We start from the raw sequence: 14569 nt of genomic DNA on the forward strand, positions 1-14569 counted from the left end.
CGATGAAATACAATATACCGCGCATTGTCCTAGCGGCACCGCAGAGCAGCTCAGGTAAGACCACAATAGTTACGGGGATTTTACGAGCATTGCGAAATAAAAAAATGCAGGTGCAGCCTTATAAAATAGGTCCTGATTATATTGACCCATCTTATCATGCACTAGCAGCTGGACGAGCAGGACATAATCTTGATACATGGCTGGTAGCTGAGGAAAAAATAGACGAGCTGTTTATCAAGACGAGTCATACTGCCGATATTTCAATAATCGAAGGTGTTATGGGTCTATATGATGGCGGGAAAAATGGTATTAGTTCAACGGCACAGCTGGCCAAAAAATTGCAGGCACCGGTGATATTGGTAATTAATTGTCGTTCTATGGGCGATAGTGCTGCAGCTTTGGCCTTAGGTTTTAAAACATATGACAAGGATATTAATTTTGCCGGGGTTATTTTAAATTGTCTGGGTTCTGATACGCATGAGCAGATGATTCGTGAAGCTATGGAAAAAATATCTATTCCGGTATTAGGGGCAGTCAGGCGTGATAATGCTATGCAGATGCCTGAACGCCATTTAGGACTCACGCCAGCTGGCGAAAAAGATACTGAAGAAAAAATAAGTTATATTGCTGAAAAAATAGCACAGCAAATTGACCTGGCTGAATTATTGGCAGTGGCACAAACAGCATCGAGGCTGGAAATAGCCGCTGATATAGCAGCAGAAAAAATAGTTAAGACAGTTAAAATTGCCGTGGCTAGAGACAAGGCCTTTTCATTTTACTATGAAGCAAGTTTAGCTGTCTTAGAAAAATATGGTGCTGAAATAGAATTTTTTAGTCCGCTGGATGATGAAAACCTGCCTGAGTGTGATGCAATTATTTTAGGCGGTGGTTTTCCTGAGCTATTTGTAAATGAATTATCAGCTAATAAATTGATGCTGCAATCATTGCAAAGGGCAGCTGCAAACAATATGCCTATTTATGCTGAGTGCGGTGGTTTTATGTACCTTATGCAGGAAATAATTGATTTTGACGGCAAGGTATGGCCAATGGCAGGAATTATTCCGGCACGGGCAGTTATGCAGCAAAAACTACAGACAGTTGGTTATGTTACGGCAAAGGCACTAAAAGCAAATATATTGCTGGATACGGCTGAAAATATTCGTGGTCACGAATTTCATTTTTCAGTGCAGGAAGAGCCGGCTAACGATTTTCCCTGGGCATTTATTTTTACCAAAAACAGAAATAATGCCCAGTATAAAGCTGGTTATTGTTATAAAAATATTTTGGCTTCATATCTGCATATGCATTTTTTAGGTGCGCCTAAATCGGCTGAGCATTTTGTTAATAAGGCCAAAGAATATAAAAGAACTAAGTAATAAAATGACTTCGAAGTATGAAAAATATATTTCGGAGTTGTTTTGGTATAACGTATTTGCAGGCTTGTAGTTTATTAATAGCTGTGGTAAGCTTATTTTTAACAAATTTTACATTAGGAGAGATTTTAATGACTAAATATATAATGCTGCAGGGAACATCCTCACATGTAGGCAAAAGCATATTAACGACAGCCCTTTGCCGTATATTTTTTCAAGATGGTATAAATATTGCACCTTTTAAAGCTCAAAATATGGCTCTTAATTCATATGTAACTGAAGACGGCAAAGAGATGGGCAGAGCTCAAATTGCTCAGGCTGAAGCAGCTGGTCTTACGCCAAGAGTGGAAATGAATCCGGTATTATTAAAGCCTACAGGGAATTCATGTTCACAAGTTGTATTGATGGGGAAAGCAGTTGGCAATATGTCGGCAAAGGAATATCATCAGGGATATTCTTTAAAAGCATTTGATACTGTTAAGGAAGCTTTGGGGAAATTACAGAATGAGTTTGAAATGCTGGCAATTGAAGGTGCAGGCAGCCCGGCTGAAGTAAACTTAAAGGACAATGACATAGTCAATATGCGTATTGCTAAATATTTGCAGGCCCCAGTTCTTCTGATTGCCGATATTGACCGCGGCGGAGCGTTGGCATCCCTGGTAGGGACTTTGGAACTTTTAGACGATGAAGAAAAAGCATTGGTTAAAGGCTTAATAATAAATAAATTTCGTGGTGATATAAAACTGTTAGAACCGGCTTTGAAATTTTTAGAAGAAAAGACAGGCAAACCTGTATTAGGCGTAGTGCCCTACTTGGAAAATTTGGGGATTGATGATGAGGATTCAGTGTCACTTGATGATAAAAAAATGCTGGTAAATCCCAATGCTCCTTTAAAAATTGCTGTCATTCGCACGCCTAAAATATCGAATTTTACCGATTTTGATGCATTATCGCGTGAGGAAGACGTATGTATTTATTATGTTTCTTCAGCAGAGGAGTTGGGGGCACCGGATATTATAATTTTACCGGGTAGTAAAAATACTACGGAAGATTTATTGTATTTGCGCGAAAGCGGCATTGAAGATAAACTGCGTCTGGCTCATGCTGCCAATATTCCCATAATTGGTATTTGCGGCGGCTATCAGATGCTGGGAATTAAAATATGCGATCCGTACCATACAGAATCGAAATATGATGAAGTCGACGCATTGGGCTTCCTGCCAATGATAACCACTTTTGCCAAGGAAAAAGTGACTTCGCAGGTTAAGGCCCAGTCTATGGATTGGGAATTTCTTGGTGAAACACATAGTTTTACCGAACTTAATGGTTATGAAATACATATGGGCGTAACAGAATTCACCGAAAAAGTAAAACATCCATTTATTATAAATATCAGAAATGGTGAGGAAATAAATAAAATTGATGGAGCTTCTACTGCCGATGGATTGGTATTGGGGTCTTATATCCATGGTATTTTTGATAACGATGATTATAGACGGACATTGCTCAATATACTGCGTAATAAGAAAGGGTTGCCGCCTTTGGCACAGACTGAAAATTATGCAGCGCAAAAACAAGCAGCTTTTAATCGCTTAGCCCAAACTGTGCGCAATGCTTTAGATATGGATAAATTAAAAGAAATAATTGAACAGCAATAAAAAAACACGAGGCTGTTGAACGTTAAGAGAAACGTACAACAGCCTCGTGTTTTATATTTTAAAGCCGTCCCTTCAGGGAAGGTGGCACTGCAAAGCAGTGACGGAAGGGTTTCAATAATAACTTTTTGGGGGACTGAAACTTAAGGTAGCATGTAACAGTATGTTTGTCATTGTCATATAGAAAGTATTTTGCTAAAATTTATTCGTTATAAATGGAATTTCGTATTAAAGTATCAAGTGGATAAGTTTCCATTTTAAACCATTCAGCATTATTATCCCAAGATAAGACAAGATTTTCAGTCAATGCCAAAATATCACCATTATCAGAATAGCCTTGTAATATAGGCCAAGCTTCATCAGTGGCCAATTGTCGTACTTTCATATTAACACTGCTCCAGCTCATATTTTTAACCAGTGTGTCCATAGTGACGAAGGTAACATATCTTTCTTTATAGGGACCAATTAAATAAAAATCATGCGTAAGACCTTTTTCGTTTACCGAATTATCTTTTAATATCCAAAAAGTCATATTAGGGTCAGACGCTTTGAATTCGAAAATTTTTATAGTGCTGCCTGGTACAAAACTGAAATGCAAATTTTGCGATTCGCCATTTACTAATAGTTCACCACTAATTTTACCGCTGTAATCACTAGGCATATAAAAACGAAAACGTACATATCGTCCCCACTGTCCAGTGGTACGTATTCCCTTGACATCTCCCCATAAATCACTGGTATTAAATGAAGCAATTTGCTGTGAACTTATGATATGCATGGCTTCACAGGAAGATTGATATATATACAAAAAACTGTAAAAAAGTATAAGAAAAACTGACACCTTTTTCATAAAAAACCTCCTTAAAATGATGAGATAACAATTAAACAGTACCATAATAAATAAAGAATCGTCAAGATAACAATTTTATGCTTGACATTTTTTAAAAATACATATATAATATCTAAGTCAGCTCAAGTTGGGGTATCGCCAAGTTGGTAAGGCACGGGATTCTGAATCCCGCATGCGTTGGTTCGAGTCCAGCTACCCCAGCCAATTATTTCTAAAAAGAGTATTAAAAAATGCTTGACAGAAGTAAACGGCTTTGATATACTATCGTAGTCGGCTTAAGGCAGACATAATGGTTCACTAGCTCAGTTGGCAGAGCACCTGACTTTTAATCAGGGTGTCCCGAGTTCGAATCTCGGGTGAGCCACCATTTTGTAAGTAAAACCTTCTTCCCATTGAAGAAGGTTTTTTTTGTTTTTCAAAAAAGGAGCAGGTATTTTGAATTATTCGATACATGGAACATATGGAAAGGCAGCACCAGTTAGTAAAAATACATATAATGTGGCATTATTATCGATGGGACATTTATTAAATGATTTTTATTGCAATTTTTTGCCAATACTTATTCCACTATTAATAAGCAATATGGGACTGTCTTTATCATTAAGCGGGATATTAGTAATGGCAATGGCTTTTACCGCTAATGTAATGCAGCCTGTTTTTGGTTATTATATGGATAAGCATAATAGCAGTAAGTTGCTATTATTGGTAGTACCAATGGGAGCTTTTTTTATCTGCATGGTTAGTTTTGCCAAAAGTTTTGCTATATTATTATTGTTAATTGCGCTTAGTGGTTTAGCTGTATCAATTTTTCATCCGATGGCTACAGGTATAGTCAGTAAGGCAGCTATACCACAAAAAATGGGGATGTCATTATCATTATTTATTGGCGGCGGCAATATTGGTTTTGCTTTTGCACCGATAGTGCTGGTCTATTTTCTTCAGCTGTATTCACTAAAAATGCTGCCAGTTTTAATTATACCGGCAATTTTATTAAGTTTGCTGTATTATAAAGCCGATTTGCAAAAAATATCAACAGTGAGTAGCTCTTATGCAAATAAAGCAGGCTTGAACTGGAAACAACTTTTTTGTAATAAAAAACTAATGCGATTAAATGCTGCAATGGCTATACGAACATGGTCGCATGGAGCAATGACTACATTTTTGCCGACATTACTTATTTTAAACGGCTATGATAAGGCTTTAGCCGGCTGGCTGTTAACCGTTTTTCTCGTGGGAGCAGCTGTCGGTGGACTGGTTGGTGGTTATATTAATGATCGTATTGGCTATAAAAAAATCATATGGATATCAATGTTTTTAGCTATTTTTCCAGCAATATATTTTCTTAGCAGTGGTAAAGTTAATTTAATAACTATTACGATGCTTGCTTTGTGTGGATTCTTTTTGCAGGCACCACATCCATCATCTTTAGTATGGTGCCAAAAATTTTTACCGAACAATCAAAATTTGGCATCGGGCATGATGCTGGGATTATCTTTTGGTATCGGTGGGATTGGTACGGCATTGACAGCTGTAGCCGCTGAGTCTATTGGACTGCAAAGATCGATGCTTTTAACAGTGCTGACGCTTATTATCGGGGCACTAATTGTTTATTTTGTGCCGGAGAAACCGCAGGATAAAGATATTATTTAAATAATAAGTAAAAGGCAGTTATAAGATTAAACGAAGAAAAAGTTTAATTTTATAACTGCCTTTTTATTTTTGCAAAAAATTATAAAGTAGTCAAAATAAATTCGCCAGTTCCATTAATGCGATAATCCTGCATATTGGCTGGGATAAAAATACTGTCGCCTTTTTGTAAAATCATGCTGTCACTGGCACAGTTGAGACATATTTCCCCATCCAAAACAAGAATGGAATGAAATGATGTTTCGTCTGCACATAATGAGCAGTTTCCAGCTAAATCAAAATGAATTACAGTAAATAAATCACATTGTGCTAATACTTTCATCTTATAATCAGATAATGTATCAATAGCAGCGATGGCACCTGTTTTATGGGTAGGAACATCCAGGTTAGTTACAGTGAGCGCTTTGGCAATATGCAAATCGCGTGGTTTGCCGTCTTTGCCAATACGACCATAATCGTATACACGATAAGTTGTGTTGGAATTTTGCTGTATTTCAGCAATAAGAATTCCTTTGCCAATAGCATGCAAAGTGCCGGAATTGATGAAGAAAACATCGCCTTTTTTAACAGGTTCCTGATTGCAGACTTCAAGCAAAGTATTATCAGTGATGCGTTTTTCAAATTCTTCACGGCTGATTTTATTTTTAAAACCATAAATTAATTTGGCATCAGGTTCAGCATCAACAATGTACCACATTTCAGTTTTTCCTGGTTCACCTTCAGTTAATTGGGCATAGGCATCATCGGGGTGAACCTGCACTGATAGATTATCATGGGCATCGATCAATTTGATTAATAGCGGAAAATAATCAATAGCAGCGGCTTTTGTGCCAATGGCATTTTTTCCTTCTTTAGCGAAGAAGGAAGATAATAACTGTCCTTGATACTCACCATTTTCAATTATATTGGTACCGGCTTTATGACAGGCCAGTTCCCAACTTTCGGCCACAATGGATAAATCTGTTTCCTTGCTGAATTCGTTTTTTAAACGAGTACTGCCCCAAATATAATCTTTGAGTGGCGATTGTAATTTTAATGGATATAACATAAGTCACCTCATTGATATTTATTATATATATCATACGTCAAATGAAAATAATAGTCCATATCCAAATGCTTGCAAAAGATAAATAACAGTATAAGTTTACGAAAGTTTACTGGATAAAAATAATAAAGTGTATAAATATTAAAAATAAAGACAATGAAAATACAAAGTAAATTTGTCTATGTATATCGGTGTATTGAAAAAATGTAATAAAAATACTTAAAAAAATAAAATATAATTGTTTTGCATGAAACAATTAATTCCAGATAAAGGAAAAAACTACACATTTGTAAATAATAGTATAGCGACGAAAAAGTATATATAATAAAAAAATAAACAAATGAGGCTTTAAAAAGTATAAAATATTAAATAAATAAATAAAAATCTTTTTTTTATTTATAAAAAAAACATACCTGCTTAAAAAAAATCTTGACTAGTGTATAGTTGCAAACTATAATATATCTATCCGCAACGATAGGAAGATACATTATTTAGGGGGAGCGTTTATGAAGTTTAAAGCAAAGCATTTAAAACTTGCTAGTGCACTGCTTGGCACAACAATGTTGGCTGCAGTCTTTGCTGGATGTGGCAGCGAAAAGAGTGCATCCGATAGTAATACTATCAAGATTGGTGCGAATTTTGAAATGACAGGTAATGCTGCAAATTATGGAGCATCAGCCCTAAACGGTCTTAAATTGGCTGTCAAGGAAGTTAATGATGCCGGCGGAATCAATGGCAAAAAAGTGGAACTGGAACAGGCTGATTGTAAATCAGAAGCATCAGAAGCTGCTAATGCTGCAACAAAGCTGGTAACAGATAAAGTTGTAGCAATGGTCGGACCAGCAACTACTGGTGATGTTTTGGCGGCATCTTCAGTTGTATCGAGTGCAAAAATACCGCTTGTAGCTCCGGCTGCTACAAGTCCTTTAGTTACAGTAGGAAAAGATGGAAAAGTGAAACCATTTATATTCCGTAGCTGCTTTATCGATCCGCAGCAAGGTGAAGTAATGGCTACTTTTGCTACCAAGACACTACATGCAAAAACAGCAGCAATTTTCATAGATTCCAGCACAGATTATTCTAAGAGTCTGGGTCAGGTTTTTAAAGAAAAATTCGAAGCAGCTGGTGGCAAAATTGTAGCGCAGGAAGCTTTTATTCAAAAGGACCAGGATTTCAAAACAACACTTACTAATCTAAAAGCAGCAAATCCTGATGTAATATTTATTCCAGCTTATTATGAAGAAGTAGGTAAAATCGTAAAACAGGCCCGTGAAATGGGAATTACTTGTCCACTACTTGGAACAGATGGCTGGGATGATACTAAAGTAGTTGATATAGCTGGTAAAGCAGCTCTTAATAATACTTATTTCAGTACCCATTATTCTGAACAGGATAAGGATGTTCAAAACTTTATTAAATTGTTCAAAAAAGAAAATGATGGTAAAGATCCAAACGTATTTGCAGCATTAGGCTATGATGCAGGAAAAATGCTTATTGAAGCAATAAAAGAAGCTAAAAGTGCCGATCCAGAAAAAATACGCGATGCTTTAGAAAAACTCAAGGATGTACAGGTAGGTTCTGGTGTTATTAGTATGAACAAAGATCATAATCCAGTAAAACCTGCTGTAATCATTGAACTAAAAGATGGTAATAAAGTATTAAAAGAAAAAATTGCACCTAAAAGCTAATAATAAGTTTAATTTTTATGGTTGAATTTATGTAGATATCAAATTATCTTGTATTTGATTCGTTGGATACTATCCGGGATTTTATAAATAAAACCTGTATGATACGGTTTTTATTGGTATATGCTCAACGGCGAGCTTGCAATCTGTTGAGCATCTGTGGTTATTATAAAACCTTTAGCTGCTTAGCTAAAGGTTTTATTTTGTTTATGTTTAATATATAAATAAACAAGAGAATATATTTTATTTTTATTATGGTTATAACTGGAAATTGATTAAATAAATAAAGTTAAAACGAATGGGGGATTTCTAATGGGCATCATGGACCAGTTTTTTCAACAGCTGATTAATGGGATATCATTGGGCAGTATTTATGCACTTATTGCATTAGGATACACTATGGTATACGGTATCATGAAATTAATCAATTTTGCGCATGGTGATATTTATATGGTTGGCGGTTATGTGGGTTTTTTCTGCATAACAATAATGCATTTGCCGGTTTTGCCGGCTTTAGTAATATCAATGGTATTAACAGGACTCTTAGGAATTTTAATAGAACGCATAGCATATCGACCACTGCGTTCAGCACCTCGTTTATCAGTATTAATAACGGCAATTGGTGTTTCGTTTTTCCTTGAATATACGATGATGTATTTTGTAACTCCACAGCCAAGGACTTTTCCGCATATTCTTAGTGATGTAGCTTATCATATCGGACCATTTGTTGTTAATAATCAGCAGATAATGATTTTTGCAATTACCATAATACTGATGGCGCTTTTGACATATATTGTACAGTTTACCAAGACCGGTAAGGCTATGCGCGCAGTTTCTTTTGATACCGAGGCAGCACAGCTTATGGGCATAAATGCCAATAGAATTATTTCCTTCACTTTTGGTATCGGTTCAGCACTAGCAGCAGCTGCTGGTGTGTTGGTAGGTATATATTATAATTCCATAGATCCGTTGATGGGAATAATGCCAGGTCTAAAAGCGTTTGTCGCAGCTGTTTTAGGCGGTATCGGAATTTTGCCGGGAGCTGCTGCGGGTGGAATTATACTTGGTATTGTGGAAGCATTGGTTAGTGGTTTTATTTCTTCAACCTTTAGGGATGCAGCAGCATTTGCTATTTTGATTCTTGTTTTATTATTTAAACCAACCGGTCTTTTAGGTAAAAATACAAATGAGAAAGTGTAGGTGTGATAAATGAATTCATTGCGTAAACTAGATGCAAAAGCAATAATTATCAGCCTAATCGGTTTTGCAATATTGCAGGGCTTATTGACTGCAGATATACTTGATAATTTTTGGGAATTAAATATGATATTAATTTGCATTAATATTATATTGGCGGTAAGTTTAAACCTTATAAATGGTTATACCGGACAGCTTTCCTTGGGACATGCCGGCTTTATGGCTGTTGGTGCTTATACAGGGGCCGTTTTAACTGTTAATTTTCATACACCGTTTTTAATTAGCATTATTATATCCTTCGTTACAGCAGCAATACTAGGAGCGATGATCGGTTTGCCAACAATAAGGCTGAGCGGCGATTATTTAGCTATTGCTACGTTGGGGTTAGGCGAAATAATTCGTATAGTAATAATGAATGTTAATTATGTTGGTGGTGCAGCCGGTTTTATGGGAATACCTAAATACACTACCTTTGCTTGGGCATTTTTTGTAATGCTGTTTGTAGTTTTTTTCATTAAAAACTATGTAAATTCATCTTTTGGCCGAGCCTGCATAGCTATTCGTGAAAATGAAATAGCAGCAGAAACCATGGGGGTTAATACTACTAAATATAAAGTACTGGCATTTATGGTAGGGGCTGGTTTTGCTGGTGTAGCAGGTTGTTTATTTGGTCATACTTTCTATATTGTTCATCCCTCATCATTTACCTTTTTAGCATCATTTAATTATGTAATAATGATTGTTATGGGGGGGCTGGGTTCTATTACAGGTTCTATCGCTGGTGCTTTTATACTTACTACAGTATCAGCATTACTCTCAGCTTGGCCGGAATTGCGTATGATAATATATGCTGTCATTCTTATTTTACTGATGTTTTATCGTCCCCAAGGGTTGTTTGGTAATATTGAGCTTACCAGTTTACCCATTTTTAAACGTTTTAAAGGGGGAAAATAAAAATGAGCATATTGTTAGAAGCTAAGGAAGTATCAAAAATGTTTGGCGGCCTTAAGGCTGTAAGTAATTTTGATATGACAATAAATAAAGGTGAGCTAATTGGACTTATCGGGCCAAATGGTGCGGGTAAAACAACAGCATTTAATTTGTTTACAGGCGTTTATCAGCCGACTACCGGTGTTATAAATTTTGCTGGCAAAAGTCTGAAGGGCATGAAACCATCACAAATAACACAGCGTGGTATTGCCCGTACATTTCAAAACATCCGTCTTTTTTCTGAGCTTAGCGTACTTGATAATGTAAAAATTGCTTACCATACACATTTAAAATATAATCTGGCGGAAGCTGTATTGCGTGTCGGTCGTTATATGAAGGAAGAAAAACGCATTGAAGAGGCTGGACGTGAGCTTCTCAAAATATTCAAACTGGAAGATAAGGCTGATGAAATTGCCAAGAACCTTCCATATGGTGCACAGCGCCGCTTGGAAATAGCACGTGCATTGGCAACGAGACCACAGCTTTTACTGCTTGATGAACCGGCAGCAGGGATGAATCCACAGGAAACCAATGAATTGATGGATATGATACGCTGGATCAGAAAAGAATTTGCCTTATCAATACTTCTAATTGAGCATGATATGAGTCTGGTAATGGGGATTTGTGAGCGTATATATGTATTGGAATATGGCTCGATTATAGCCCATGGTTTACCTGAAGAAATTAAGAAAAACCCGGAAGTTATCAGGGCGTATCTTGGTGGGGAGGCTTGAGCATGGAAACAATGTTAAAAGTAGACGATATAAATGTATATTACGGAGCAATTCATGCGATAAAAGGAATAAGTCTGGAAGTAAATAAAGGTGAAATTGTTACATTAATTGGAGCTAATGGCGCTGGTAAATCAACAACTCTACGGACTATTTCTGGACTGCTTAAACCTAAAACTGGTACAATTACTTTTGAAGATGAAGTAATAAGCGGGACTGCAGCACATAAAATAGTTGAAGTCGGTGTTTCTCAGGTGCCGGAAGGTCGGCGTGTATTTTCCAATATGACTGTTATGGAAAATTTGGAAATGGGCGCTTATATCCGTAATGATAAAAGCCAGATAAAACTTGACTTAGATAAAGTTTTTCATCATTTTCCACGGCTGGCAGAACGTAAAAAACAGGAAGCTGGTACATTATCAGGCGGTGAACAGCAGATGCTAGCCATGGGCAGAGCACTTATGAGTGCACCGCGCCTATTACTTCTTGATGAACCATCAATGGGGCTGGCTCCATTATTGATAAAAGAAATCTTTGAAATAATAAAAGACATAAATAAAGAAGGAACAACGGTACTGCTTGTAGAACAAAATGCTAATATGGCTTTATCAATAGCTAATCGAGCTTATGTTTTAGAAACAGGCCAAATCAGCCTTAGTGGTGATGCTAAAGAGTTAGCAGCCAGCGAAGAGGTACGCAAGGCATATCTTGGCGGCTGATAATTGTTAGAGCTAGCTATAAAATATATTGCAGTATTTATTACAATCTGACTTTGAAGGGAGCCTGATGAAGTGTTTATATCAAATTATATGACTAAAAATCCCATTACAGTATCACCAGATACCCCTATAGATGAGGCGACAGGCTTGATGAAAATGAATCATTTTCGTCGTTTGCCAGTAATTAAAGAAGGAAAAGTTATTGGGATTATAAGTGATCGCGATATTTCCCGTATAGCACCATCGCCGGCAACAACATTGGCTAAGTATGAGATAAATTCCCTCTTAGCAAAAATGACGGTAAAGGATATTATGTCAACACCGATTATTACAGTAAAAAGTGATGCTACAGTAGAAGAAGCAGCTTTACTGATGAGTGATAATAAGATTGGCGGTTTACCGGTCGTAAGCAGTATCGGTATGTTGGTAGGCATAATTACAGAAACGGATATCTTTCGTGTTTTTGTAAAAGTTATGGGGTTGGCTGCCGGTAAAACCAGAATGACACTTGATTTTAAAGATAAAATGGGTGCAACAAAAGAAATTGCCGATGTATTTGCCAAACATAACATGAATATTGACAGTTTTGTTTCATTTAATACACCTACTGGTGATTCTGAAGCAATAATTCGTGGTAATTTTTCTCAAATTGATGAAATAAAAGCCGAATTAGATGGTTTAGGATATACAGTTACGCATATTGCCCATATTGGTAAAGCTTAAGAATAAAAGTATATAGTGAAATAATGTAAATTAATCTGCGGATTTCCTTTCCGCAGGGTAATTTTTTTTATATAATAGGTATTAGAGATATTTTTTGATAGATACATACAGATAGAGAAGAGGGACTTGTATGAATATGGTACAGGCAGAAGCATTAAAAAGACGGACAGCATATTTATCAGTAATATCTAATACAATACTTGTTGTATTAAAATTATGTGTTGGATTATATGTTGGTGCGATAAGCTTGATTTCGGAAGCAATGCATTCTGGCGTAGATTTATTAGCGGCATTACTGGCTTTTTGGGCAGTACGTAAGGCGATGATACCGCCAGATGAAAAATATGGTTATGGCTATGGCAAATATGAAAATTTATCATCGGCAGTGGAGGCAATACTTATAGTAGTAGCTGCTGTTATGATAATATATGAAGCTGTTGATAAATTTAGAGTACCGCATGAAATGCAGTCTTTGCAATATGGTATTTTAGTAATGGCAGTATCAATTGTGATAAATTTATTGGTATCGAGACGTCTTATCCTAGTGGCAAAACGAACTGATTCGCAAGCCTTAGAAGCAGATGGACTGCACTTACAGGCTGATGTATGGACTTCATTGGGCGTGTTGGCTGGACTATTTGGTATACATATACTGGGCTGGGAATGGCTTGATCCGGTAATAGCGATACTAGTAGCAGTGATAATTTTTCGGGCGGGTTATAAAATGATTGTAAAAAGCGCCAAAGATTTGACTGATGCCAGCTTGTCAGTTGCCTATGAAAAGAAAATAGCCGATATTTTTTTGGCACATAAAGAAGTAATAGGTTATCATAATTTACGCACACGGGCGGCTGGAGCATATAAAATGATTGATGCCCATATAAATTTTCCTGCGGATATGACACTGGGAGACGTGCATGATATCTGTGATAAAATAGAAGGGGAAATAAAATATAAACTGGGTGAAACAGTCGATGTAACAATACATCCAGAGCCTATCTTCAAGAATGCTAAAGGGAAATATGAAATGAATTCAAATAAAAGGGGAAGTGCTGATAATGAATAAGATTAATTACCAAAAAGGTGATATTGTAAAAATGAAAAAACAACACCCCTGTGGCAGTGATACCTGGGAAATATTACGGGTAGGAATGGATTTTGGCATAAAATGCTGCGGATGTGGTCACTATGTAATGATGCCGCGACCTAAATTTGAAAAAATGGCTAAAACTATAGTAGAAAAAGCTGTTACTGAAGAATAAAATATTTCGGCAGATAAGCATGGTTGAATTTTCATATAATATATGCTATAATCTTTATGTTTGTAACAATGGAGAGGTGTCCGAGTGGTCGAAGGTGATTGACTCGAAATCAATTGTACGGCAACGTACCGTGGGTTCGAATCCCACCCTCTCTGCCATAATGAAATCAAGGTCTAGCGAAATTCGCTAGGCCTTTTCTTTTTGTATATAAAAGAAAACCACGCGATTGCTGCGTGGTTCCAAAAAGCATACTTGGTAAATTCTAAAGTTTTAATCTGCTAATAAGCTTACAAGATTTTTATTATCTTTTCCAGGAGTTGTTGTTATAATTTTTTCAGGTGTAATGATAAGTGCTCCTTTTGCAGTAGCAACATTTCCAAACATTTTTTCTACCATTATTTTAAATGTATCAACAATATCGCCAGTAGTAACATATTTTGCTTTTCCTTTGATTTGATAGCCCACAAGGTTTTTGGCATCATAAGCTGAAATAGCAATCTGAGGATTTTGGATTAAATTTTCTAAAGTTGTTTCAAGAAAAACATCGCCTACAATAAGTTTACCATCTTTAGTAATGTCTTTGAAGGCAACAGGAATCACGACAAACGCATGAATAAAAAATAAATATGTTCAAGTAAACATCCAGCCTGTATACTTTAAAGAAAACAGGAAAAGGATGATTCTAACATGCA

At 36.4% G+C, this 14569-nt stretch carries 14 protein-coding genes and 3 tRNA genes; 14 read left to right on the forward strand and 3 right to left on the reverse strand.

Annotated features, from left to right (window positions below; all coding sequences use genetic code 11):
• Positions 1-2: 2 nt before the first annotated feature.
• Positions 3-1376 (forward strand): cobyrinic acid a,c-diamide synthase CobB, encoded by a 1374-nt coding sequence (locus HNR32_RS06400; RefSeq protein ID WP_183860846.1) that lies wholly within the window; start codon positions 3-5, stop codon positions 1374-1376.
• 128 nt (positions 1377-1504) lie between these two features.
• Positions 1505-3031: a cobyric acid synthase gene (locus tag HNR32_RS06405; RefSeq protein ID WP_183860848.1), complete on the forward strand. Its 1527-nt coding sequence runs from the start codon at positions 1505-1507 to the stop codon at positions 3029-3031.
• Positions 3032-3230: 199 nt separating this feature from the next.
• Here the strand turns inward: HNR32_RS06405 and HNR32_RS06410 are convergent, their stop codons facing one another.
• On the reverse strand, positions 3231-3878 hold the full coding sequence (locus HNR32_RS06410; protein ID WP_183860849.1) for a hypothetical protein: 648 nt from the start codon (positions 3876-3878) through the stop codon (positions 3231-3233).
• 128 nt (positions 3879-4006) lie between these two features.
• On the opposite strand from HNR32_RS06410, the gene HNR32_RS06415 reads away from it, so the two are divergent.
• The 3 genes from HNR32_RS06415 (at position 4007) to HNR32_RS06425 (ending at position 5528) form a co-directional block, all read left to right on the forward strand.
• A tRNA-Gln gene (locus HNR32_RS06415) sits at positions 4007-4082 on the forward strand.
• 87 nt (positions 4083-4169) lie between these two features.
• Positions 4170-4245, forward strand: a tRNA-Lys gene (locus HNR32_RS06420).
• 68 nt (positions 4246-4313) lie between these two features.
• Positions 4314-5528, forward strand: a complete 1215-nt coding sequence (locus HNR32_RS06425) for an MFS transporter (RefSeq protein WP_231038102.1) — start codon at positions 4314-4316, stop codon at positions 5526-5528.
• A gap of 79 nt (positions 5529-5607) precedes the next feature.
• Here HNR32_RS06425 and HNR32_RS06430 read toward each other — a convergent pair whose 3' ends face one another.
• Complete coding sequence (locus HNR32_RS06430) at positions 5608-6573, reverse strand: type I phosphomannose isomerase catalytic subunit (RefSeq protein ID WP_183860852.1); 966 nt, start codon at positions 6571-6573, stop codon at positions 5608-5610.
• A 503-nt stretch (positions 6574-7076) separates the two neighbouring features.
• Here HNR32_RS06430 and HNR32_RS06435 point away from each other — a divergent pair.
• The 9 genes from HNR32_RS06435 to HNR32_RS06475 all read left to right on the forward strand — a co-directional run bounded on the left by HNR32_RS06435 (position 7077) and on the right by HNR32_RS06475 (position 14035).
• Positions 7077-8258: an ABC transporter substrate-binding protein gene (locus HNR32_RS06435; protein ID WP_183860854.1), complete on the forward strand. Its 1182-nt coding sequence runs from the start codon at positions 7077-7079 to the stop codon at positions 8256-8258.
• A 309-nt stretch (positions 8259-8567) separates the two neighbouring features.
• Entirely contained in the window at positions 8568-9455 is an 888-nt protein-coding gene (locus HNR32_RS06440; protein ID WP_183860856.1) for a branched-chain amino acid ABC transporter permease, read from the forward strand.
• A 9-nt stretch (positions 9456-9464) separates the two neighbouring features.
• Positions 9465-10406 (forward strand): branched-chain amino acid ABC transporter permease, encoded by a 942-nt coding sequence (locus tag HNR32_RS06445; protein WP_183860858.1) that lies wholly within the window; start codon positions 9465-9467, stop codon positions 10404-10406.
• 2 nt (positions 10407-10408) lie between these two features.
• Complete coding sequence (locus HNR32_RS06450) at positions 10409-11176, forward strand: ABC transporter ATP-binding protein (protein ID WP_183860860.1); 768 nt, start codon at positions 10409-10411, stop codon at positions 11174-11176.
• Between the two features lie 11 nt (positions 11177-11187).
• On the forward strand, positions 11188-11892 hold the full coding sequence (locus tag HNR32_RS06455; protein ID WP_183860879.1) for an ABC transporter ATP-binding protein: 705 nt from the start codon (positions 11188-11190) through the stop codon (positions 11890-11892).
• A 72-nt stretch (positions 11893-11964) separates the two neighbouring features.
• Positions 11965-12615: a CBS domain-containing protein gene (locus tag HNR32_RS06460; RefSeq protein WP_183860862.1), complete on the forward strand. Its 651-nt coding sequence runs from the start codon at positions 11965-11967 to the stop codon at positions 12613-12615.
• 136 nt (positions 12616-12751) lie between these two features.
• The gene (locus HNR32_RS06465; RefSeq protein WP_183860881.1) at positions 12752-13681 is read left to right on the forward strand and encodes a cation diffusion facilitator family transporter; all 930 of its coding nucleotides are present in this window, start codon (positions 12752-12754) and stop codon (positions 13679-13681) included.
• Positions 13674-13877, forward strand: a complete 204-nt coding sequence (locus HNR32_RS06470; RefSeq protein ID WP_183860865.1) for a DUF951 domain-containing protein — start codon at positions 13674-13676, stop codon at positions 13875-13877. Before HNR32_RS06465 ends, HNR32_RS06470 begins: the two co-directional genes overlap by 8 nt.
• A gap of 70 nt (positions 13878-13947) precedes the next feature.
• Positions 13948-14035, forward strand: a tRNA-Ser gene (locus HNR32_RS06475).
• A 112-nt stretch (positions 14036-14147) separates the two neighbouring features.
• Here HNR32_RS06475 and HNR32_RS06480 read toward each other — a convergent pair.
• Entirely contained in the window at positions 14148-14477 is a 330-nt protein-coding gene (locus HNR32_RS06480; RefSeq protein ID WP_183860867.1) for a pyridoxamine 5'-phosphate oxidase family protein, read from the reverse strand.
• Positions 14478-14569 lie beyond the last annotated feature (92 nt).

This window comes from Pectinatus brassicae (assembly GCF_014201835.1).
Classification (GTDB): domain Bacteria; phylum Bacillota; class Negativicutes; order Selenomonadales; family Selenomonadaceae; genus Pectinatus; species Pectinatus brassicae.